Origin of the sequence: Vibrio sp. McD22-P3, from assembly GCF_021568915.1 — a bacterium.
Classification (GTDB): Bacteria; Pseudomonadota; Gammaproteobacteria; order Enterobacterales; family Vibrionaceae; genus Vibrio; species Vibrio mediterranei.
Map to the genome: position 1 here is coordinate 92124 of NZ_JAKGTN010000001.1, position 23091 is coordinate 115214.

The window sequence follows — 23091 nt, forward strand, 5'->3', positions numbered from 1 at the left end:
CAAACATAAAAGCCTTATTTAAGTTCACTGCCTGATGAAACTTACATAAGCCTTTTTAACAGAGTCTGCGAGCACTATGCGCCTACTAAAAAACAACACAGCAAGAGTCAGCTTAGTCCTTTTCTTATCTACTTTGTTGACCGCTTGTGGTTTTCACTTGCGTGGAGAGTACAACGTTCCCGAAGATATCAAAGAAATCTCAGTCACTAGCTTTGACCCATATGGAAAAATCACCCGACTGGTTAAAGAACAACTAAGATTAAGTAAAATAGAAATCGTCGACCCACAGCCTAACATACCTAACCTCCATATTATCGGTGAGTCTATCGGTGACCGCACTCTGTCTTTGTATCAAAACACAAGAGCAGCAGAAAAAGAAATTACCTACAGAGTACGCTATCGTGTCACTGTTCCAGAACTTGGCTCTAAGAGTTTTTCAGCTCAGATAACACGCAGCTACCTCGATAACCCACTTTCAGCTCTGGCAAAGTCAGAAGAGCGCTCTTTGATTGAAGACGAGATGAGAAACTTTTCAGCTCAACAAATGATGCGTCAAATGGCTCGTCTTAAAACCGATATTGAACAGTACGAAGCACAACAAGAAACCGTAGAGTCAGACGCTACCTCGTCTCCTCAATCCTAGTGACGCAGAGTAGAACGACGTGAGAGTATTTGCTGACCGCCTTGCAGAAACACTGAACCGTCAGTGGCATGGCTGCTACCTCGTTTTTGGTAATGAACCATTATTTGCACAAGAAAGTCGAGACTTGATCATTCGTCATGCTCGACAGTTAGGATTTGAAGAACATCATAGGTTCTCCGTGGACAGTTCATTGGACTGGAATGATGTCTATGACTGCACACAAGCCCTTAGCTTGTTTTCATCTAAGCAAATTATAGAGTTATCCATCCCTGAGTCAGGTATTAACGCAGCTATCGCCAAACAGCTGTTAGAAATATCGTCACACTTGCATGAAGACATTGTTGTTATCATCACTGGAACCAAGCTGACGCGAGCTCAAGAATCAGCAAAATGGTTCAAGGCTCTAAATGGCTGCTTGGTGAGCTGCGCCGCCCCTGATGTCAAACACCTCCCTCAATGGGTAATGAGGCGATGCAATGCCTCAGGACTTAAGCCTGACGGTGAAGCGATACAGCTCCTATGTCAGTGGCATGAGGGAAACCTGTTTGCTCTTTCTCAAAGCTTAGAGAAGCTGTCATTGCTCTATCCTGATGGCCAACTCAACCTGCTCCGTGTTCAAGAGTCTCTAAGCCGTCATAACCATTTTACAGTGTTCCACTGGATAGACGCGATCTTAGAAGGTAAACCAAAACGAGCGAATCGAATTCTCTTACAACTTGAAGCAGAAGGAGTAGAAGCCGTTATTTTGTTGCGTTCGATTCAAAAAGAGCTACAACAGCTCATCAAAATGCAACAGATGTTGACTCAATCTTCGCTTAACCAAGTCTTTGATAGCTTCAGAGTGTGGCAAAATAAAAAACCACTCTATAGCGCTGCTCTGCAGCGCCTTACCGCAATACGACTTAAACAAGCCATGCAACTACTCGCTTCAATCGAGGTCCAAGTAAAGACCCAATACGAGTTGAGCCCGTGGCCCTTCCTACACCAGCTAACGCTCAACCTGAGTGCTACTGACAGCAGCCTGTCTTTACATCCATAATTTCGTGGTATAATTGCGGGTCAATTGAGCCTGAGGCTCAACTTAATTAAGAACAACGAGGAAAAACTTTTGCAACGCGAAGAATTGAAACTATTTCTAGCCGACAAAGCCGACGATATGAAAGCACAAGACATCGTAACGATTGATGTTGAAGGGAAGTCTAGCGTGACTGATTTTATGATTGTCTGTACGGGTACGTCAAAAAGACATGTAATTTCAATTGCCGATCATGTTGCTTCTGAAGTGAAGAAAGCGGGTATGGAACCTCTCGGCGTTGACGGTGAACAAGAAGGTGAATGGGTAGTTCTCGATATGGGATCAACCATGCTGCATGTCATGCAGGAACAGCATCGTGATCTTTACCAATTAGAAAAGCTTTGGAGCTAATACATTGAAACTGCAACTCATCGCAGTCGGTACTAAAATGCCGAAGTGGGTCGAAGAAGGCTTTCAAGAATACAAGCGTCGCTTCCCTCATGATATGCCACTTGAACTGGTGGAAATTGTCGCGGGGAAGCGAGGCAAAAATGCTGATATTGCACGTATCTTACAAAAAGAGGGCGAAGCGATGTTAGCAGCGGTTCCTAAAGGAAACCGTATTGTGACATTAGATATTCCAGGTAAGAAATGGGATACCCCTCAACTGGCTGAGCAACTCGAGAGCTGGAAGCTAGATGGGCGCGACGTCTCTATTTTGATTGGTGGTCCAGAAGGTCTAGCACCAGCTTGTAAAGCCGCTGCCGATCAAAGCTGGTCACTTTCAGCGCTAACGCTACCCCACCCTCTGGTGAGAATTGTCATGGCGGAAAGCCTCTATCGCGCTTGGTCAATTACTGCAAACCATCCTTACCATAGAGAGTAAGCCAACAAGTTATGAGACGTAAACGTAGCCAGATACGGGACCATCAGGCAGAAGCACGGCTGTTCAAAAGCCGTGCTGTCGTTGCATTCGTATTTATCATTGCCATGATGCTAGTACTTGTTGCAAACCTTTATAATATTCAGGTTAATCAGTATCAAGACTACAAAACTCGCTCTAATGATAACCGCATTAAAGTCGTACCAATCGCGCCAAATCGCGGCCTTATCTATGACAGAAATGGCATCCTATTGGCAGAGAACCGTCCAGTCTTCAACCTAGAAATCACCCCAGAAAAGGTGAAAAACATGGATGAGACTATTGCTGGGCTGCGTAAATTTTTAGATATCCCCGAAGAACGTATTGAAGCATTTGAACGAGACCGAAAACGTACTCGCCGATTCAAATCTATCCCTCTTCTTACTCAATTAACCGAGGAGCAAGTTGCTGTTTTCTCCGTTAATCAACATAAGTTCCCTGGCGTAGAAATAGCAGCAAATCTGAAGCGTTATTACCCATTTGGCGATGTACTGACGCATGTTATTGGCTACGTATCACGAATAAACGATCGTGATATGCGCCGCCTCGTCAGAGAAGAAAGAGACGCGAATTACCAAGCTACTCGTGACATTGGTAAGTTAGGCATCGAACGTTACTACGAAGAAATTCTACACGGCACCGCAGGTTATCAAGAAGTTGAAGTGAACAGTCGTGGTCGAGTACTACGTACCTTAAAGTTTGTTCCGCCAATTCCGGGCAAAGATATCGTGCTAAACCTCGATATCAAACTACAACTTAAAGTTCATAAACTGTTAGCAGGAAGACGCGGATCTGCGATTGTCCTAGACCCAAATGACAATGGCGTACTCGCGATGGTGTCTAGCCCTAGTTATGACCCTAACGCCTTTGTAAATGGCATTTCAAGTAAAGCTTATAAAGCCCTTTTGGAAGATAAAAACCGTCCACTGGTGAACCGTGCAACGCTTGGTATTTATCCTCCAGCATCAACGGTAAAACCTTTTATTGCAGTTGGGGCGCTCCAAGAAGGCGTCATTACGCCTCAAACCACGCGTAATGACCCTGGATATTGGCGAATTCCAAACTCGAAAACGCGCCCCTTCCGTGATTGGTTGCGTTGGGGACACGGTAAAGTCAATATCCTTAAAGCCATTGAAGAATCAGTGGATACTTTCTTCTATCAAATCGCCTATGATATGGGCATTGATAGACTATCTAAGTGGATGATGATGTTTGGTTTTGGTGACTATACTGGCATTGACATCTATGAAGAAAGTAAAGCGAATATGCCGACACGTGAATGGAAAATGGCTCGTCATCGCACGCCATGGTATCAAGGTGATACGATTCCAGTAGGTATTGGACAAGGTTATTGGACTGCAACACCAATGCAAATAGCCAAAGCTACTTCCGTGCTGGTTAATCATGGAGAAGTTTTATCTCCACACCTATTACGTGCCACCATCGATAATGGTGATAGTTTTGAACACCAAACAATGGCTGAAGTTGACTCTCGCCCGCCGATTACTGGAGTGAAAGAGAGCTACTGGGACATCGCACTCGAAGGAATGCGGTTGGTTAACCATGGTGTCAAAGGTACTGCTCGCCGCGCATTTAAGAACATGCCTTATCAGTCGGGTGGTAAGTCCGGTACAGCGCAGGTGTTTAGCTTGGCTCAAGACCAGGAGTACAACGCTGAGGAACTGGAGGAGCACCTAAAAGACCACGCATTATTCACGGGTTTTGCACCTTTCAAAGATCCAAAGGTAGTTGTGACAGTTGTACTAGAAAACGCCGGAGGTGGTTCTTCTAATGGCGCACCTGTAGCACGTCAGCTGTTTGATTTGGCCCTTCGAGACGAAAAGAGTGAAGAAGAATGAGATTTGATCCATCAACAGGACAAAATAGAGTTCTATTCGAACGCTTCCATATCGATTTGCCACTGCTATTAGGTATTCTGGCTTTAATGGCCTTTGGTCTAGTTGTTATGTACAGTGCAAGTGGGCAGAGCTTGGCCATGATGGACAGGCAAGCCATGCGTATGGTTCTCGCCCTCGTTGTTATGATTGTACTCGCACAATTCTCCCCGAGAACCTACGAGTCACTCGCTCCAATCATGTTCTTTGTTGGGGTACTATTGCTACTCGGAGTATTGTTTTTTGGTGAAGCATCTAAGGGAGCGCAGAGGTGGCTCAATTTAGGCTTTGTTCGCTTTCAACCTTCAGAACTACTGAAACTTGCCGTGCCTTTAATGGTCGCTCGATACATAGGTAAGCGTTCACTTCCTATCACCTTCCAAACTTTAGTGATGTCTTTAGTGATGGTATTTGTACCAACTATTCTGATTGCGAAACAACCCGACTTAGGTACATCCATACTAATAGCCGCTTCTGGTATTTTCGTAATCTTCCTTGCAGGTATCAGTTGGAAAATCATTATTAGTGCGATTGTAGCACTTGGAGCCTTTATCCCTGTGTTATGGTTCTTTTTGATGCGTGAGTACCAAAAAGTCCGTGTCAGAACCTTGTTCGACCCAGAATCAGATCCACTCGGTGCGGGCTATCATATTATCCAAAGTAAGATAGCCATTGGTTCCGGTGGGATTACTGGCAAAGGCTGGATGCAAGGTACTCAATCACAACTTGAATTTATTCCAGAACGACATACTGACTTTATTTTTGCAGTTATCGCCGAAGAATGGGGCATGATAGGCATTTTATTATTGCTTTCCCTCTATCTATTTATTATTGGCCGTGGTTTATATTTAGCCAGTTCAGCACAAACCGCATTCGGTAGAATGATGGCAGGCAGCATTGTACTTAGCTTTTTTGTTTACGTTTTCGTAAATATTGGTATGGTAAGCGGTATATTACCTGTAGTAGGCGTACCTCTACCTCTTGTCAGTTATGGCGGTACCTCCATGGTGACGTTAATGGCTGGTTTCGGCATCTTAATGTCTATCCATACGCACAGAAAGGCATTTTCAAAGGCAACTTAATGAATCGATTTTCTATCCGCCACCGTCACTACCAAACATTGCTTTGCTTTACTGTGGGATTGGTCGCTCTTGCTGGTTGTTCGTCGTCTGACAGTCGCTATGAGTTAAGCGATGATGTTGCACCTTCAAGTCCTATCTCTGTTGACCATATTGAAGGTGCTCAACCTAAATATGAACCTTATAGCTTAGGCGGCAACAAGAACTACACCTTGCGAGGAAACAGCTACAAGGTGATTAAAGATCCAACCGGATTTAAAGAGCGCGGACAGGCTTCGTGGTATGGGAAAAAATTTCATGGCCATCTGACGTCGAATGGTGAAGTGTATGACATGTATTCTATGTCGGCTGCCCATAAAACCTTGCCTCTACCAAGCTATGTTAAGGTCACCAATTTAGACAATGGCAAAGAAACCATCGTTCGCGTCAATGATCGAGGTCCTTTTCACGAAGGGCGAATCATTGATTTGAGCTATGCGGCGGCAAAGAAACTCGATGTCATTAAGACAGGTACCGCCAATGTTGAGATTGAGGTAATCATTGTCGAACGCTCCACTAGCCAACATAAAGTAGACAAACACCCAGAGTACACCATTCAAGTTGCCGCATCTCCACATAAGGATCGCGTCGAAACTTTATCGAAAGAACTCGGTCAAAAGCTATCAGTGGACACATTTCTAACACCTGTAAATAGCAACTACCGTCTAATGCTTGGTCCTTTCAAAGACTACAAGCAGACTCAAGATGTTCTCGAACAAGTGAAAAAGATTGGCTACTCCTCAGCTTTCGTCAAAAAAATGTAAACATCATTGACATAAATAACGGTTGTTACTTAGTGTAAGCTATCTAGTTTGCCCAGACCGTTCTGTTAATATACGGACAACAAACAAAAATTGTATTCAAATGAATAAGAATAAACCTTCTATGAAACTTCTAACTTCCATTGCTCTTACCGCAACTTTAGCAGCAACTTCTGCTTCTGCGGCGCCTGTTGTTATGCCGGATGCACCTCAAATCGCAGCGAAAGGCTTCGTTTTGATGGACTACAACTCAGGTAAAGTCCTAGCTGAAAAAGAGATGAACACTCAACTTCACCCGGCTAGCTTGACAAAAATGATGACCAGCTACGTTATCGGCCAAGAACTGAAGCGTGGCAACATCACTCCAGAAGATGAAGTTACCATCAGTAAAAACGCTTGGGCAAAGAACTTCCCTGATTCATCGAAGATGTTTATCGAAGTTGGCACAAAGGTAACCGTTGAAGAGCTTAACAAAGGCATCATTATTCAATCAGGTAATGATGCATGTGTAGCAATGGCTGAGCATATCGCAGGTTCAGAAGACGCGTTTGTCGATCTAATGAATGCGTGGGCAAAGTCTATTGGCATGAACAATTCACACTTCGCCAACGTACACGGCTTGGACAACCCGAACCTATATTCTACGCCTTACGATTTAGCGCTACTTGGTCGTGCACTGATCCGCGACGTTCCAGATGAGTACCGTATTTACTCAGAGAAAAAATTCACCTACAACGGCATTACCCAATATAACCGTAATGGCTTATTGTGGGATAAGAGCATGAACGTTGATGGCATTAAAACTGGCCACACAAGCCAAGCTGGTTATAACTTAGTGAGCTCAGCAACTGAAGGTAAGATGCGTTTAGTTGCGGTAGTTATGGGCACTAAGAGCGCCAATGCACGTAAATCTGAAAGTAAAAAGCTGTTGAGCTATGGCTTCCGTTTCTTCGAAACAGTGAATCCACATAAAGCCGACGAAACCTTCGTAGAAGAAAAAGTCTGGATGGGTGACAAAGACGCTGTAGCACTAGGTGTTGACCAAGATACCTTTGTCACACTTCCACGCGGCCAAGCGAAAAACCTAAAAGCAAGTTTCGTACTTGAAAAACAGCTTGAAGCACCAATATCTAAAGGCGATGTCGTTGGTAAGCTATACTATCAACTAGACGGCGAAGATGTTGCTGAATACCCACTACTTGCACTTGAAGATGTTCAAGAAGGTAGCCTATTCAGTCGTCTATGGGATTACATCGTATTACTTTTCAAGAGCTTGTTCTAATAATCAAACTCTAGAGCTAAAAGTAATCAAGTTTCCGTAAAGCCGCATAATGCGGCTTTACTTTTTGTTGGCTTGAGATCATCCACATAAGGCATTACTATTCGCATCGTTATAACGAATTGGTATTTTTGGAGTCCCTAATATGTTGACCATCAACTCTGATGCAAAACTCAAAGACCTACTAGAGTTCCCTTGCTCTTTTACATTCAAAGTGATGGGTTACGCTAAGCCAGAACTTCCTGAAAAGGTAGTGGAAGTAATCCAGCGCCACGCGCCAGGGGACTACAGCCCAACTATCAAACCAAGTGCAAAAGGCAACTACCATGCAGTATCGATCAACATCACTGCAACGTCTATCGAGCAGGTAGAGACCTTATACAAAGAACTTGGTGAAATCGATATTGTTCGCATGGTTCTATAAAAATTTGAAAAATTAAATTTTTTTTGAAAGCAGCTTAGGCTGCTTTCTTTTTATATTTCAAAAACCTAGCACTTAATAGTGATTCAGTCGTTAAGAATTCGTTATTTATTGGTAGTTCAAAACCACCAACATGTTTATAATGCGAATACTTTATTAAGTGGCAGCGGAGTGATTGGTGGAAAATCAACTAGTTGTAAAAAAGCTTGGTAGAAAGGACTATGAGCCTGTCTGGAAAGCGATGCATGAGTTTACTGATAATCGCACAGAACAAACGCGCGACGAAGTTTGGTTAGTTGAACACAACCCTGTGTTTACGCAAGGTCAAGCAGGCAAAGCCGAGCATCTACTTAACACTGGTGATATTCCCGTTGTACAAAGTGACCGTGGTGGCCAAGTCACCTATCATGGTCCAGGCCAGTTAGTGGCCTATTTCTTAATCAATCTCCGTCGTAAAAAACTGGGCGTTCGTGAACTGGTTACTCATATCGAAGACCTCGTTATTCAAACGCTAAAAGAATACAATATCGAATCGGCTGCGAGACCCGACGCACCTGGCGTCTATGTTGACAATAAAAAAGTATGTTCATTGGGCTTACGCATCAGAAAAGGATGCTCTTTCCATGGACTGGCGTTGAACGTCAATATGGATCTCACTCCCTTTTTAAGAATTAATCCTTGCGGCTATGCCGGAATGGAAATGGTTCAGGTCAGCCAGTTGGGCGGTCCACAGCAAGTGTCCGTCGTAGAAGACCAATTAATCAAAGCACTCATAACAATACTTGATTACGAGCAAGTAGAATTCAGCGAAGAAGCATAAGACGATGAGCAAACCTATCCAAATGGAAAAAGGCGTTAAGTACCGTGACGCTGACAAAATGGCATTGATTCCAGTTAAGAACATGCCTACCGAGCAGAAAGAGATCCTTCGTAAACCAGAGTGGATGAAGATCAAACTCCCTGCAGACAGCCAACGTATTCAAGATATCAAATCTGCAATGCGTAAGAATGACCTGCACTCTGTTTGTGAAGAAGCATCCTGCCCTAACTTAGCTGAATGCTTCAACCACGGTACAGCAACATTCATGATTCTTGGCGCAATCTGTACTCGTCGTTGCCCATTCTGCGATGTTGCCCATGGTCGCCCCAACGCTCCAGAAGCTGGTGAACCTAAAAAGCTGGCGCAAACAATCAAAGACATGAAGCTGAAGTATGTTGTGGTGACTTCTGTAGACCGCGATGATCTTCGTGATGGTGGTGCAACACACTTTGCTGACTGTAACCGCGAAATCCGAGCACTTAACCCAGAAATCCGTATTGAAACCTTAGTTCCAGATTTCCGTGGCCGTATGGATGTTGCGCTTGAGGCAATGAAAGACAACCCACCAGATGTCTTCAACCACAACCTAGAGACCGCTCCTCGTCTCTATCGTAAAGCTCGTCCAGGTGCAAACTACAAGTGGTCGCTACAACTGCTTAAGAAGTTTAAAGAGATGCACCCTGACGTACCAACAAAGTCGGGCTTAATGATGGGCTTGGGAGAAACAAAAGAAGAGATCGTGGAAGTGTTGAAAGACCTTCGTGAGCACGGCGTTACCATGTTAACGTTAGGCCAGTACCTTGCGCCAAGCCGTCACCACTTACCTGTAGAACGCTACGTTCCACCTTCTGAGTTCGATGAGCTAAAAGATATTGCACTGGAACTTGGCTTTACTCACGCGGCATGTGGTCCATTCGTTCGTTCTTCTTATCATGCGGACTTACAGGCTCAAGGCGTAGAAATTAAGTAATTCCATTTGTGGTTTTTTGTTAAACACGGATTCGCTCTCGGAGCCATCCGTGTTTTTTTTTAAGAAAAATCGCCAAGATGACAATCTCATACTCGCATTTTCGCTATATTTAGGTAGGCTTAAAGAAAAATATTATTCAATCAAGGATGTAGCATGAAGTTACTTAAAGTTGGTCTGCCTATTTTAGCCGCTACTGTTATTGGTGGTTGTGCGCAGAATACTCAACAAGACAACTACTTAGAGGCGTCATTTGAACTGTGTAATACCGAGGTAAATCTGTACTCGGTGAGCGACGATGGTCGAGTTCGTATCGTTTGTAAAGACGGCGCTAAATTCGCACTGAACAGCGAGAAAACGCTGGATATCATGCGTGACATTAATATCGATTACTGTAATGGTGAAGGCTTGGGTCAATTTAGTGAAAGTCGCAAGTACTACTCGTTCAAGTGTAAATCTGGAACTTTACTGAATATCAATAAATAGCTAGCGTTTACTTTTCAAACGAATACAAGATCAAAAAAGCGAGCTCATAGCTCGCTTTTATTATTTCTTAGATAAATCTATTAAGCGTAAACAGGTAGACGCTTACAGATCTCGAGTACTTTAGCTTTTGTTGCTTCAATCACTGTTTCATCATTGATGTTGTCTAAAACATCACACATCCAGTTAGCAAGCTCAGTCGCATCTGCTTCAGTAAAACCACGGCGAGTAATCGCTGGAGAACCAACACGGATACCAGACGTTACGAACGGGCTGCGAGGGTCATTAGGTACTGAGTTTTTGTTTACAGTAATGTTCGCTGCACCTAGGGCTGCATCCGCTTCTTTACCTGTAATATCTTTGTCGATTAGGTCAACAAGGAACAGGTGGTTCTCAGTGCCGTTAGACACGATCTTGTAGCCGCGCTCTTGGAACTGGGCAACCATCGCTTTTGCGTTCTTAACTACGCGAGCTTGGTACTCTTTAAACTCAGGCTCCATTGCTTCTTTGAATGCTACTGCTTTACCGGCGATAACATGCATCAAAGGACCACCTTGACCACCAGGGAAAACAGCTGAGTTAAGCTTCTTGTACATGTCTTCGCCTGCATTAGACAGGATTAGACCACCGCGAGGACCCGCTAATGTTTTGTGTGTTGTGGTCGTCACAACGTGTGCATGAGGAACAGGCGTTGGATAAACACCAGCTGCAATAAGACCTGCAACGTGCGCCATATCAACAAACAGATACGCATCAACTTTATCCGCAATTTCACGCATACGAGCCCAATCTACGATCTGGCTATATGCAGAGAAACCACCAATGATCATTTTTGGCTTGTGCTCAAGTGCTAGCTGTTCCATCTCGTCATAGTTGATTTGACCAGCTTCATCGATACCGTAAGGAATTACATTGTAGTGCTTACCAGAGAAGTTAACTGGAGAACCGTGAGTAAGGTGACCACCATGAGCCAAGCTCATACCTAATACTGTATCGCCCGGGTTAAGTAGAGCCATGTACACGGCACTATTCGCTTGAGAGCCAGAGTGAGGCTGAACGTTCGCATACTCACAACCAAATAGCTCACACGCACGGTCAATCGCTAGTGCTTCCGCTTTATCGACGTATTCACAACCACCGTAGTAGCGCTTGCCCGGATAACCTTCAGCATATTTGTTTGTTAGCTGAGAGCCTTGCGCTTCCATTACGCGAGGGCTGGTGTAGTTTTCCGAAGCGATAAGCTCGATGTGCTCTTCTTGACGAAGGGTTTCTTCTTGAATAGCTGCAAATAGCTCCGCATCGTAATCAGCGATGTTCATATCACGCTTAAGCATCTGTATCTCCTGACTCAGATTGTTCTGAAAGTTTCAAAAAAACCACACAATGACCAAAAGCAAACGTTTTCGTCACCACATTTGATGACTTGCATCATACATAATTTGATCTAGGTCATAAAGAGAAAATTGGAAATTTCTCATGCAGTTTTCTCATAGTGAACCTTAGGTATCATCATGGGCGCCTGAATTAGTACGACAATGTGTACACTAAGTGTCAATAATTCCATTTACACAGTGTAAAATTTGAATTACATAGGTTTACCGCAAATTTCGCCTTCAAGCTACCGAAAAGATCATCTTTTCAATACTATTGCGGCGATTATTACTAAGAAGAATTTTGAACTGATGCAAAAACACTCACGTAGAGAAGATTGGATAGCAATACTGACTGGTACATTTATTGTTGCCCAAGGTATTTTCTTTCTTCAGTCGGCTCAACTATTAACTGGCGGTACCACAGGCCTGGCGCTTCTTGTAAGCCAGTTTGTGCCGGTTTCTTTCGGTACCTTGTATTTTGCCTTCAATAGCCCGTTCTATCTGTTAGCATGGAAACGCTTTGGTAAACGTTTTGCCGCGAGTAGTGCTATTTCGGGGGCGTTGGTCTCTGTTATCACTGATAACATGTACCGTGTCGTGTCACTGGATCAGATTAACGATATTTATTGTGCTATTGCTGGCGGCTTGCTGATGGGGCTCGGCATGCTGATTCTATTCAGACATCGCTCAAGTCTTGGTGGGTTCAATGTGCTTTGCCTGTTTATTCAAGATAAATTTGGTATTTCAGTTGGCAAAACTCAAATGGCAATAGATTGCTCGATCCTAGTCGCTTCGTTCTTCTTTGTCTCACCGAGCGTCATTATGATCTCCATCTTGGGTGCAGTAATGCTGAACCTTGTTCTAGCTATGAACCATAAGCCTACCCGCTACGTAGTGACCTACGGTTAATACCAATGCCCTTCGCTTTCCTCTCAGTTCGGCGAAGGGCATTGCTCGTTACTTATTAATCAAAATAGCTACCGTCTCATACGGCTTCATGACTACTTTTTTCTCAAGTGTTACTTTGCGTTCTAGGTCGTAGTTGCTCAAGACTCGTTGTCCAGTGAGCGCAACGAAAGATTCAGGTAGAGTGACCTGAGTCTCCTGCCCGAAATAGTTATTCAGGCATAGCAACATGGTTTCAGCGTTTTCTCGCAGATATCCATGCACCTGTTCATGCTCCGGGAACAAATCAGTATAACTACCATCGGTTATCACAGGCACCGTTTTGCGAAGAGCGATAAGCTCCTTGTAGAAGTAGAACACGGATTGTTCGTCTTGAAGTGCTGCCTGAGCATTGATCTGCGAGTAGTTTTCAGAGACTCCAATCCAAGGTGTTCCTGAAGTAAAGCCAGCATTAACACTGCCATCCCACTGCATCGGCGTACGAGAGTTATCGCGAGATTTTTGCTGCAAAATCGCCATCATCTCATCATGAGACGTTGTGCCCTCTTCAACCATTAGTTTGTACATATTCAAACTTTCCACATCACGATACTGAGCAAGCTCAGTAAAGCCTGGGTTAGTCATACCAATCTCTTCGCCTTGGAATATGTATGGCGTTCCCTGCATTAAATGGACGGATGCTGCGAGCATTTTCGCCGACTTATTGTGATAGCGGGTATCATTACCCAAGCGGCTCACAATACGTGGCTGGTCATGGTTACACCAAAACAGTGCTCCCCAACCTTTGCCATTCAGACCCGTTTGCCAATGGTTGAAAATCTGCTTGAGCTGGGCAAAGTCAAAATCCGCTTTAGTCCACTTCTCTCCATTTGGATAATCAACTTTCAAGTGATGAAAGTTAAACACCATCGACAGCTCTTTGCTATCTAACGCGCTGTATTGCTGGCAATGCTCTAGCGTTGTCGAAGACATCTCACCGACCGTCACTGAACCATACTTTTGGAATACCGCTTCGCTGATCTCTTGTAGATATTCATGCACTCTAGGGCCATCAGTGTAAAAGCGACGGCCATCACCAATATGATCATCTGCAAAATCTTGCTGCTTTGAAATCAGGTTAATGACGTCTAACCTAAATCCATCGACTCCTTTTTGCGCCCAAAACTCAATCACACGTTTTACGTCGTCTCGAACAGCAGGGTTCTCCCAGTTCAGATCGGCCTGCTCTTTGGCAAACAAATGCAAATAGTATTCGTTTGTGGCTTCATCTAGTGCCCATGCAGAGCCACCAAATTTAGATTGCCAGTTGTTTGGGGCTTGCTCATCACGACCAGGTTTCCAAATATAATAATCACGATAAGGACTTTGCTTATCACCAAGAGCCGACTGGAACCATTCATGCTGTGTTGACGTGTGGTTCACTACGATATCCATGATAATACGAATCCCCTTTTGATGAGCTTGTTCTAGTAGCTCATCAAAATCTTGCATGGTGCCAAAATCAGGGTTAATAGCGTAATAGTCAGCAATATCGTAACCGTTATCAATCATTGGAGAGGCATACACTGGTGTTAACCAGATAGCATCAACACCAAGCTGATCAAGGTAATCTAGCTTTGAGGTAATGCCTTTGATATCCCCCATACCTTTGTTGCCGCTGTCACAAAAACTCTTCGGATAGATTTGATAAATAGTGGCGGTTTTCCACCAGTCTTGTTGAGCTTGTTGACTCATCGATTTCAATCTCACTTACCATTACAAAAGAAACAAAAAGAAAACAGTGGCTCAAATTGAGCCACTAATGGGGGAGTTACGCGCTTGCAAGCTCTAGCTCGCCTTTTGACTGAGCGCGTTTATACAGGAACAGGGTTAGGATAATTGGCACCGCCATAGCTACTAGCATCGCCATTAGATATACCGTCCAGTACTGAGGTTGGATGGAAAGAATACCCGGTAGACCACCAACACCAATACCATTCGCCATTACACCAGCACTACCACAAATCGCTGCAGCAAGCGCACTACCAATCATGGCGCTCAACATCGGAAATTTGTATTTCAAGTTAATACCGTACATTGCAGGCTCTGTTACCCCTAAGTACGCAGAGATAGCAGCAGGAACTGAAATATCTCGTTCGCCTTCGCGCTTACTAATAATGATGATACCGACAACTGCAGAAGCTTGAGCAATGTTTGACAAAGCAATCAAAGGCCAGATTGGCGTACCTCCAAGGTCTTGCATAAGCTGTAAGTCAACGGCGTTAGTCGTGTGGTGGATACCCGTTATCACAAGTGGTGCGTATAGGAAGCCAAATACCATAGAACCAAGAACCGCGAAGTCACCCGTCATCGCAGCTTTCGCTGCAAATGCAACACCGTCACCCAGCACGCGACCAAAAGGACCAATAAGTGCGTGCGCTAAAATCACAGATAGAATGATTGAAACGAAAGGCACCACAACCAGATACAGGTAACTTGGAACAATACGTTTAAGGTTCGTTTCGATAAAGGCCAACGCAACACCGGCTAACATGGCCGGAATGACCTGAGCTTGATAGCCCACTTTCTCTATCACGAATAAACCAAAGTCCCAGACTTCAGGAACCTGCTTACCGATTAAGTAGGCATTCATTAGTTGTGGCGACACCAAGGTCACACCCAGAGTAATACCCAGAATAGGTGTGCCTCCCAGTTTTTTCACTGTCGACCAACACACACCAACAGGCAGGAAGAAGAAGATTGCTTCACCAATTAACCATAAGAACGAGTGAACCGTGGCCCAGAACTGGCTGATTTCAACCAGCGTCTTGCCATCGAACATGCGAATGTCGCCAATGACATTTCGAAAACCAAGAATCAGACCACCAGTGATAATCGCAGGTAAAAGAGGAACAAAAATTTCGGCTAAATGCGAAATACCACGCTCGAGAATATTCATATTTTGGCGAGCAGCCAGTTTGGCATCATCTTTTGATGCAGCTTTCTTTCCCGCCATGTCAATAAGTAGCTTGTATACTTCATCGACTTCAGTACCAATTACGACTTGGAATTGGCCTGCATTGGTAAAACAGCCCTTAACAACCTTTAAGCTTTCCAGTGCTGATTTATCTGCTTTTTCTGTGTCGTTAAGAACAAATCTCAGACGAGTTAAGCAGTGACTCACACTGGCAATATTGTCGGCTCCGCCTACCCCTTCGATGATGGCTGCAATGTCTTGCTTCGCTATCTTGCTCATCGTATGTACACCTTTTTACTGATATAGAGACGTTGGATAACAAACGTCCATGTGTCTCGTTGTATTAATAATACCGCAACGCGCCAATGGGAACATTCCCAAAAATCTAAATGCAGTGTGACATACGAGAAAAAAACGTAAATGGGAACATTCCCATTAATTGAGAGTGATCACAATAATTGTAGAGAAATGCATCAAAAGAAAAGGATGAGAAGACAGAGTAGAAGCCGTTTTTACACAGCTTCTTGTGTGAGATGAGAGACGACAGCGTCGCCTTTCAATTGCTTAATCAATAGGTTAGCAGCTTTTTCACCTGCTTGATGATAGCCAGGATCAATACTGTAGATATTTGGGAATAAAAATGACAACAATTCATTGCCACCAATACCCGTGACAATAATGTCCTCTCTTCCTAACTCTTGTAAGCGCTTAATGGTGCCCAGTGCTAGAGTATCGCTGGCGCAGACAATGGCTTGCAGAGAATCACTCACCACATCATCCACTAGTGAGTATGCACTCTCATGATGAAGTGCTCCGGTACGAAACCGAGCCGGCAATTGCTGCTCTTCACACCAAACTTGATAAGCGTTTAAGCGAGCTAAACCTGTAGTTTTATCTTCAGGATCTACACCAATAAACGCCAGATCACTCACGCCTTGATCTTTAAGCTTATTGAGAACCGCATGGATCAAACCGGCATTGTCGTAATTGATCGACGACACTCGATCGGTATCCATCGCAATCACAACTACCTTTTCATCCCAATCTGCCACGGCATCCAGATCCAACTCGGTAAAACCAAACACTATTACCCCATCCACATTTCGCTTTCGCAACACGTTAAGATGCTCATTAGTTTTCACCGGATCGAACTGGCTTTCCATAATCACCACGTCATAGCCTGCCGCATAAAGTACATTAAGCATGCTGCTGACGGCTTTGTTTTCAGAAGGGGAATCCAGTCGAGAAATGATCACACCAATCACGTTCTGAGCTCCACCACCTCGCATAGACTGAGCCGATTTTGACGGAACATAACCATGCTCCGCGATCACCTGCTCTACCTTTTCGCGAGTCTCAGGCTTAACTTTGGGGTCATTGGTCAACACTCGAGAGACGGTCGATTTGCCGACTCCCGATAGTTTCGCGATATCAAGTATGGTCAGTTTTTTAGTCATTAGCCTTTAGGAATACTGCGTGTGGTCATACGGCAGGACTTATCAGTGACACCATTCATTGTCAGCATGCCTTCTCGACCTTTACTGAACAACTCAATATTAGAATCGGTTTGCGATTCACCATCCAAGGTATAGCGCACGCCGGATGCTGAGGGGACTCGATGCAACGGATATTCCGTCTTATCTATCAGCAAAAGGATTTGTTCACTGGAAAGTTGAGTGACCTGGAAATTTTGACTATCACACTCATATTGGAGCACATGATAATTACTAGCTGTGGATTCCGTTTGTCCGCCACTACTGCATGCCGCCAATCCACTCACCAATAAAACGGGTAACAACGTTTTTTTTGCAATTGATAGCATCATTTCTCCTCTTTAAGGCTAACACCCATTCAGTTTGTGTCTATTTAGCAAGATACGCTGGTACATCGCGGATGCTATCAAGAACCGTAGTCGCAATGGACTCACCGCGCTCAGTAACAGGCTTACCTGTACGTACCAAAATCTTAGTACCTACACCAGCTGCTTCAGCCGCCATCATATCTTCTGCTTTGTCACCCACCATAACGGATTTAGCCATATCTATCTTGAGAAAATCTCTTGCCGAAATGAACATTCCCGGCTTTGGTTTGCGACAATCACAATCTTGTTTGTAGTCACCAACACCGTGCTCTGGATGATGAGGGCAGTAGTAAATACCGTCAAATTCGACGCCATTATCTGAGAAATTCCAGTCCATCCATTGAGTTAGAGACAAAAAGCGGTCTTCTGAGAACATCCCACGAGCGATCCCTGACTGGTTCGTTACTAGCACGAGCATGTAGCCCATATCTTGTAACTTCTTGGTCGCTTCAAACACACCTTCAACATATTCGAAGTCATGTTCATCGCTTACATAGCCATGGTCGATATTGATTACGCCATCACGGTCTAAAAACACAGCTGGTTTTGCCACAGGTTACTCTCTTGCTCTAGATAAGTGCTAATGACATGAATTATTACATGCTTTTATATCCACATCACTATGAAAATGCCGTTTAGACGTCTAGACGTAAAAATATCTATTGACACAAATCGGTGAAACCCATAGCATCTTCTATCAATTGAGATGTAGTTCAAACTTTTATGCTACTCATTGGGTTTAGGTTGCTTAGATGATCGAAATTAATCAGGTAAACAAAGTGTTTTATCAAGGGACAAAGGAAATCAATGCTTTGTCTGATATTAACCTTCATATTGCAGAAGGCACCATTTTTGGTGTGATTGGCTCGTCCGGTGCAGGGAAAAGTACCCTGATTCGTTGCGTTAACATGCTAGAAGCACCGACGTCTGGAGCAGTCATTGTTGATGGTATTGACCTGACTAAACTGTCCAAGTCAGAGCTCAGCGAAACGCGCCGCAATATTGGCATGATCTTTCAGCACTTTAATCTGCTTTCATCTCGTACCGTATTTGAGAACGTCGCGTTACCACTTGAACTTGCAGGTAAAGCGAGCTCTGATATTGAGAACAAAGTCTCTGAACTGCTTAAATTAGTGGGCCTTGCCGACAAACGTGACACCTATCCGGCTAACCTGAGTGGCGGACAAAAGCAGCGCGTCGCCATTGCTCGAGCCTTGGCTTCTGATCCTAAAGTTCTGTTATGCGATGAAGCGACGAGCGCACTAGACCCAGCGACGACTCAGTCTATTCTTGAACTGCTCAAAGAAATTAACCGTAAACTTAAAATCACCATGTTACTTATTACTCATGAAATGGATGTGGTGAAAAGCATCTGCCATGAAGTGGCAATCATTGGTGATGGTCGCCTTGTAGAGAAAGGCACTGTGGGCGAAATCTTCGCTCATCCTAAAACCGAGCTCGCGCACGAATTTATTCGCTCCACACTGGATCTTTCTATTCCGGAAGATTATCAAGCTCGCTTGCAAACCGAACGAGTTGACGGCAGTTACCCACTGGTACGCCTTGAGTTCACTGGAGCAACCGTTGACGCACCGCTAATGACGCAAATTGCGCGCAAATACAATATTGATGTAAGCATTCTCAGCTCAGATCTTGATTATGCCGGTGGGGTTAAATTTGGCATGATGGTTGCTGAGTTATTCGGTAATGAAAGCGATGATAATGCAGCAATCCAATACCTTCGTGACCACAATGTAAAAGTAGAGGTACTTGGCTATGTCCTTTAATACTGTCTCTGAATGGCTATCACTTAATAGCAATCTACTGCTCGGCGCGACATGGGAAACGCTCTACATGGTCGCTGTTGCTGGCATTGTTGGCTTCGCAGTAGGTATTCCGCTAGGGGTGATTCTCCATACGACGAAGAAAGGTGGCTTGCTGGAAAATCCACGCCTAAATAGTGTGCTAGGTGCCATAGTCAACGTAGGCCGTTCTGTACCATTCTTAGTGTTAATGGTCGCCATCATTCCAGTGACCAAAATGCTCATCGGCACCTTTATTGGTACAACTGCAGCCATCGTGCCATTAACAGTAGGGGCTATTCCATTTGTCGCTCGTTTAATTGAAGGCGCCTTGCTTGAAGTTCCAACGGGCTTAGTGGAAGCGGCGCAGTCAATGGGTGCTACCCCTTATCAAATTATTACCAAAGTGCTGCTTCCTGAAGCATTACCGACTATTGTCAATTCAGTGACAATCACATTAGTGACACTTGTAAGCTACTCAGCAATGGCTGGCACAGTGGGTGGCGGTGGTCTTGGTGATGTCGCGATACGTTACGGATTCCACCGATATGATGTGGTTATCATGGCAGTTACTGTCGTCATGCTCATCGTATTAGTACAAATTATTCAGTCTATTGGCGACGCTATTGTGCGCCGAGTAGACCACAGATAATTGAAGTTTTAGATTTATAACAAGGAGAGAGTCATGAAATTCAATGTTAAGAATTTACTCGCAATCGCAGCAGCAGCGTCTGCACTCGTTCTAGCCGGTTGTGGTGAGAAAGAAGCCGATACTAACAAAATCAAAGTTGGTGTTATGGCCGGTGCAGAAGCACAGGTAGCAGAAGTAGCAGCGAAAGTAGCAAAAGAAAAATACAACCTTGATGTTGAGTTAGTTACCTTCACAGATTACGTGACGCCAAACGCAGCGTTAGATGATGGCTCTATTGATATCAACGCATTCCAACATAAGCCATATTTGGATCAACAAATTGCAGACCGCAACTATAAGCTGACTGTTGCAGGTAACACATTTGTCTACCCTATCGCAGGCTACTCTAAGCAAGTAAAGTCTGTGGATGAAATCCAAGATGGTGCTCGCATTGCAGTACCAAACGATCCAACAAACCTAGGTCGTTCTCTGCTGCTTCTTGAGCAACAAGGTCTGATCACGCTACGTGATGGCGTTGGTCTACTGGCTACCGTTCGTGACATCGAGAGCAATCCGAAAAACATCACCATCGTTGAGCTTGACGCTGCTCAACTTCCACGTTCACTCGACGATGTTGCGCTGTCAGTCATTAACACTACGTACGCTAGCTCTATCAACCTAACACCTCAAAAAGACGGCGTATTTGTTGAAGATAAAGAGTCGCCATACGTAAACCTTATCGTAGCTCGTGAAGACAATGTAAACGCTGAAAATGTACAAAACTTCGTTAAAGCATACCAAACTGACGAAGTCTACAACGCCGCTTCTGATATCTTCCAAGGTGGTGTTGTTAAAGGCTGGTAATGACTCGCTTTTAACTCAGATAAAAAAAAGGTTGAAGCATCTCGCTTCAACCTTTTTTACGTTCTAAACCCTGCGTTCAAACTGTTTTACTTCAGATGATCCCAAGAAATATTCGACACTATTCGGCAGGTATCGCATTTGAAGTAGAAAATGTCATGCAAAGGCTCATCAAGTAGCCATTCACCACCACATTTAGGGCATTTGCGAGCTTTCTCTTCTGCTAGATCCTTACCACCAACTTTGTAGAGATAGTAATAGGTTGGAATTTGTGTAATGTACTCAATGCGGCCACGAATATCCCAACCACGACGGAAAATATCACTACCAATGTCCGATAGCTCTCGTAATGCGGCATGCTCAGCTTTACATCCTCCTGCCATCTGAATCTCATCGCAAGCTTGCCATTCGGTTTGCCATTTAATGACCGACTTATGGTCTCCATTTAGAGTCGGAGGGTTTCGGTAGAGCGGAATAGGCAATAAGGTCTCACCACTTCGAAGTGGAGAACAAGTGTGCACATAGGTGGTATAAAGCACTTGCCAACTTGGTACTTCATCTTCTGCCGCTTGCTCTGAGTTAATATCGCGTCCCAATAATCTTACTTTAGGTGCGAGCAGGCATGCCTCTGATAAACGCTTGAGGCAGACTTTCACAAAATCAGAGTGATGTTTGGGATGTAGGCTTTCTTGTTCAGGACACACAGCTCGTACAAAAAACTCCCCTTCCCCCATCACTATGGGAAATTCACGCCCTAATACCTGACCGTTATATCGCAGCGCATCCATCAGGCCATTAATACCTTTTTCTACTGCGCTGATGGTGGTGTTATCAAAACACTCAAAATGAAGCTCAACAACATACATAATTAAACGTTAGGCTCCAATCCATCGAGGAAAGTGACGATATCTTCAGCAATCACATCTCTTCTATCGGTACCCAAACGCTCCAGAATGACATTTCCAGTGATGTTGCAGATTGAAATCACGTCCATATCGGCATCGGTTGCCGCGATAAATACCGTAGGCTTAAGCTTCAACCTTCTTTGTGTCACCAAGTGGCCCAAGATATTTTCTTGCAAACGAGTAAAATCATCGTCACTCCAAACTTGCAGTAAGGTCAGTTCGTTACCCTGCCAAGTTGCTTCCATATCAGCACTATATTGATGGCCGTAAAAACCTTTAATGTCATCGTGAAGGCTCAACTCAATACCTTGTTCGATGTTTTCGAGCATCTCAGGAGCATCGCGAAGACAATGTGTCCAATAAACCTGTTGCTCGTCTTTGCTATCAATACATGGGGAAACTAATCCATGCAATTCTTCACTAGCAGGAAGTGTTTGATGTTTTTCTTGCCATGCTTGTTGATAGCGTTTTGAAAACGCCTCCAAAGCTTGTTGTACACTTTGATTCATATTCTCTCCAGTTATCCTTCGCTTACAACGCGTTTTACCACGACAAAGGATGACAGCTATTCAGGGATCTCGTAAAATTCAGCTTATTCTAATCGAAATATCACACAATTATGAGCAAATATTCCAACGCTAAAGAGCTTTCAGGTCTCACCCTCGGCCAAAAAACCGAGTACGCCAATCACTACGATGCCACTTTATTGCAACCAGTGCCGAGAAGCTTAAATCGTGATGACCTTGAACTAGGGAAAACTCTGCCATTCCAAGGGTGTGATATTTGGACGCTATATGAAATCTCATGGCTCAATGCTAAAGGTTTACCTCAAGTCGCGGTCGGTGAAGTGTCCATTCCAGCTACGAGTGCAAACCTTATCGAGTCGAAGTCATTCAAACTGTATTTGAATAGCTACAATCAAACGCGATTTGCAACTTGGGAGCAAGTGCAGTCCACAATTGCAACTGATCTGTCTAACTGCGCAGGCGAAACGGTCAGTGTCAAACTGACCCCTGTCGCGGATTTCGAAAATACCAAAATCGTAGGTATGGCAGGCGAATGTATTGATGACCAGGATATTGCCATCGATAACTACGAATTTGATGCAGAGCTTCTTAAAGACGCTGCGGGTGATGAAATCGTTGAGGAAGCGCTTCATAGCCATCTGCTAAAATCAAATTGCTTGATCACTAATCAGCCAGATTGGGGCAGCGTGGAAATACAATATCAAGGCGCAAAGATAGATCGAGAAGCGTTACTGCGCTACTTAGTGTCCTTCCGCGAACACAACGAATTCCACGAACAGTGTGTCGAACGTATTTTCACTGATTTGATGCAATACTGTAATCCAACTAAGTTAACTGTGTATGCAAGATACACTCGTCGCGGTGGTTTAGACATCAACCCATACCGTTCTAATCAATATCAAGCACCTGAGCATAATGCTCGTATGGCAAGACAGTAACCTTTTA

The 23091-nt window shown here is 44.2% G+C and carries 25 protein-coding genes; 17 read left to right on the plus strand and 8 right to left on the minus strand.

The annotated features are described in order from the left end of the window. Positions 1–76 precede the first annotated feature (76 nt). The 12 genes from L2W36_RS00450 (at position 77) to L2W36_RS00505 (ending at position 10327) form a co-directional block, all read left to right on the plus strand. A complete protein-coding gene (locus L2W36_RS00450) occupies positions 77–643 on the plus strand; it encodes an LPS-assembly lipoprotein LptE (RefSeq protein ID WP_236109090.1) in 567 nt (188 codons plus the stop codon). Between the two features lie 19 nt (positions 644–662). Further along, the gene (gene holA / locus L2W36_RS00455) at positions 663–1682 is read left to right on the plus strand and encodes a DNA polymerase III subunit delta (protein ID WP_236109091.1); all 1020 of its coding nucleotides are present in this window, start codon (positions 663–665) and stop codon (positions 1680–1682) included. A 69-nt stretch (positions 1683–1751) separates the two neighbouring features. After that, positions 1752–2069 (plus strand): ribosome silencing factor, encoded by a 318-nt coding sequence (rsfS, locus tag L2W36_RS00460; RefSeq protein WP_006075611.1) that lies wholly within the window; start codon positions 1752–1754, stop codon positions 2067–2069. 4 nt (positions 2070–2073) lie between these two features. Next, positions 2074–2544, plus strand: a complete 471-nt coding sequence (gene rlmH, locus L2W36_RS00465; protein WP_006075610.1) for a 23S rRNA (pseudouridine(1915)-N(3))-methyltransferase RlmH — start codon at positions 2074–2076, stop codon at positions 2542–2544. An 11-nt stretch (positions 2545–2555) separates the two neighbouring features. Next, positions 2556–4439, plus strand: a complete 1884-nt coding sequence (gene mrdA, locus L2W36_RS00470; protein ID WP_006075609.1) for a penicillin-binding protein 2 — start codon at positions 2556–2558, stop codon at positions 4437–4439. Then, positions 4436–5557, plus strand: coding sequence for a rod shape-determining protein RodA (gene rodA, locus L2W36_RS00475; RefSeq protein WP_236109092.1), 1122 nt, complete (start codon positions 4436–4438; stop codon positions 5555–5557). Before mrdA ends, rodA begins: the two co-directional genes overlap by 4 nt. After that, positions 5557–6357, plus strand: coding sequence for a septal ring lytic transglycosylase RlpA family protein (locus L2W36_RS00480; RefSeq protein ID WP_236109093.1), 801 nt, complete (start codon positions 5557–5559; stop codon positions 6355–6357). The genes rodA and L2W36_RS00480 overlap by 1 nt, the downstream gene beginning before the upstream one ends. A gap of 100 nt (positions 6358–6457) precedes the next feature. Further along, positions 6458–7636 carry a serine hydrolase gene (locus L2W36_RS00485; RefSeq protein ID WP_031493182.1) on the plus strand — a complete coding sequence of 393 codons (1179 nt, stop codon included), beginning with the start codon at positions 6458–6460 and terminating at the stop codon, positions 7634–7636. Between the two features lie 142 nt (positions 7637–7778). Next, the gene (ybeD, locus tag L2W36_RS00490; protein ID WP_031493181.1) at positions 7779–8057 is read left to right on the plus strand and encodes a DUF493 family protein YbeD; all 279 of its coding nucleotides are present in this window, start codon (positions 7779–7781) and stop codon (positions 8055–8057) included. Positions 8058–8232: 175 nt separating this feature from the next. Beyond that, the gene (lipB, locus tag L2W36_RS00495) at positions 8233–8874 is read left to right on the plus strand and encodes a lipoyl(octanoyl) transferase LipB (RefSeq protein ID WP_031493180.1); all 642 of its coding nucleotides are present in this window, start codon (positions 8233–8235) and stop codon (positions 8872–8874) included. Between the two features lie 4 nt (positions 8875–8878). Beyond that, on the plus strand, positions 8879–9844 hold the full coding sequence (gene lipA / locus L2W36_RS00500; RefSeq protein ID WP_062456972.1) for a lipoyl synthase: 966 nt from the start codon (positions 8879–8881) through the stop codon (positions 9842–9844). A 153-nt stretch (positions 9845–9997) separates the two neighbouring features. Beyond that, positions 9998–10327 carry a hypothetical protein gene (locus L2W36_RS00505; protein ID WP_031493179.1) on the plus strand — a complete coding sequence of 110 codons (330 nt, stop codon included), beginning with the start codon at positions 9998–10000 and terminating at the stop codon, positions 10325–10327. Between the two features lie 80 nt (positions 10328–10407). Here the strand turns inward: L2W36_RS00505 and glyA are convergent, their stop codons facing one another. Further along, positions 10408–11658: a serine hydroxymethyltransferase gene (gene glyA / locus L2W36_RS00510; protein WP_124940694.1), complete on the minus strand. Its 1251-nt coding sequence runs from the start codon at positions 11656–11658 to the stop codon at positions 10408–10410. 348 nt (positions 11659–12006) lie between these two features. Here glyA and L2W36_RS00515 point away from each other — a divergent pair, with 348 nt between their 5' ends. Continuing rightward, positions 12007–12606, plus strand: a complete 600-nt coding sequence (locus L2W36_RS00515; RefSeq protein ID WP_006075748.1) for a YitT family protein — start codon at positions 12007–12009, stop codon at positions 12604–12606. A 48-nt stretch (positions 12607–12654) separates the two neighbouring features. Here L2W36_RS00515 and treC read toward each other — a convergent pair whose 3' ends face one another. The 5 genes from treC to gmhB form a co-directional block, all read right to left on the minus strand. Further along, on the minus strand, positions 12655–14337 hold the full coding sequence (gene treC, locus L2W36_RS00520; protein WP_236109094.1) for an alpha,alpha-phosphotrehalase: 1683 nt from the start codon (positions 14335–14337) through the stop codon (positions 12655–12657). A gap of 76 nt (positions 14338–14413) precedes the next feature. Next, positions 14414–15838 carry a PTS trehalose transporter subunit IIBC gene (treB, locus tag L2W36_RS00525; protein WP_062456962.1) on the minus strand — a complete coding sequence of 475 codons (1425 nt, stop codon included), beginning with the start codon at positions 15836–15838 and terminating at the stop codon, positions 14414–14416. Between the two features lie 233 nt (positions 15839–16071). Beyond that, positions 16072–17016 (minus strand): trehalose operon repressor TreR, encoded by a 945-nt coding sequence (treR, locus tag L2W36_RS00530; protein ID WP_062456959.1) that lies wholly within the window; start codon positions 17014–17016, stop codon positions 16072–16074. After that, on the minus strand, positions 17016–17384 hold the full coding sequence (locus L2W36_RS00535) for an MliC family protein (protein WP_236109095.1): 369 nt from the start codon (positions 17382–17384) through the stop codon (positions 17016–17018). The genes treR and L2W36_RS00535 overlap by 1 nt, the downstream gene beginning before the upstream one ends. Positions 17385–17421: 37 nt before the next feature. Beyond that, entirely contained in the window at positions 17422–17973 is a 552-nt protein-coding gene (gmhB, locus tag L2W36_RS00540) for a D-glycero-beta-D-manno-heptose 1,7-bisphosphate 7-phosphatase (RefSeq protein ID WP_006075392.1), read from the minus strand. A 199-nt stretch (positions 17974–18172) separates the two neighbouring features. Here gmhB and metN point away from each other — a divergent pair, with 199 nt between their 5' ends. The 3 genes from metN to L2W36_RS00555 are packed head-to-tail and all read left to right on the plus strand — an operon-like array spanning position 18173 to position 20717. Next, positions 18173–19207, plus strand: a complete 1035-nt coding sequence (gene metN, locus L2W36_RS00545) for a methionine ABC transporter ATP-binding protein MetN (protein WP_236109096.1) — start codon at positions 18173–18175, stop codon at positions 19205–19207. Continuing rightward, a complete protein-coding gene (locus L2W36_RS00550; RefSeq protein WP_006075394.1) occupies positions 19197–19874 on the plus strand; it encodes a methionine ABC transporter permease in 678 nt (225 codons plus the stop codon). The genes metN and L2W36_RS00550 overlap by 11 nt, the downstream gene beginning before the upstream one ends. A gap of 33 nt (positions 19875–19907) precedes the next feature. Further along, positions 19908–20717, plus strand: coding sequence for a MetQ/NlpA family lipoprotein (locus tag L2W36_RS00555; protein ID WP_038225424.1), 810 nt, complete (start codon positions 19908–19910; stop codon positions 20715–20717). Positions 20718–20803: 86 nt separating this feature from the next. Here L2W36_RS00555 and L2W36_RS00560 read toward each other — a convergent pair whose 3' ends face one another. Next, positions 20804–21580, minus strand: a complete 777-nt coding sequence (locus tag L2W36_RS00560) for a Zn-ribbon-containing protein (RefSeq protein WP_031493175.1) — start codon at positions 21578–21580, stop codon at positions 20804–20806. 2 nt (positions 21581–21582) lie between these two features. Then, positions 21583–22128, minus strand: a complete 546-nt coding sequence (syd, locus tag L2W36_RS00565) for a SecY-interacting protein (protein WP_038225426.1) — start codon at positions 22126–22128, stop codon at positions 21583–21585. 110 nt (positions 22129–22238) lie between these two features. Between syd and queF the strand changes: the two genes are divergently transcribed. Next, complete coding sequence (gene queF / locus L2W36_RS00570) at positions 22239–23084, plus strand: NADPH-dependent 7-cyano-7-deazaguanine reductase QueF (RefSeq protein ID WP_006075398.1); 846 nt, start codon at positions 22239–22241, stop codon at positions 23082–23084. The last annotated feature ends 7 nt before the right edge of the window (positions 23085–23091 follow it).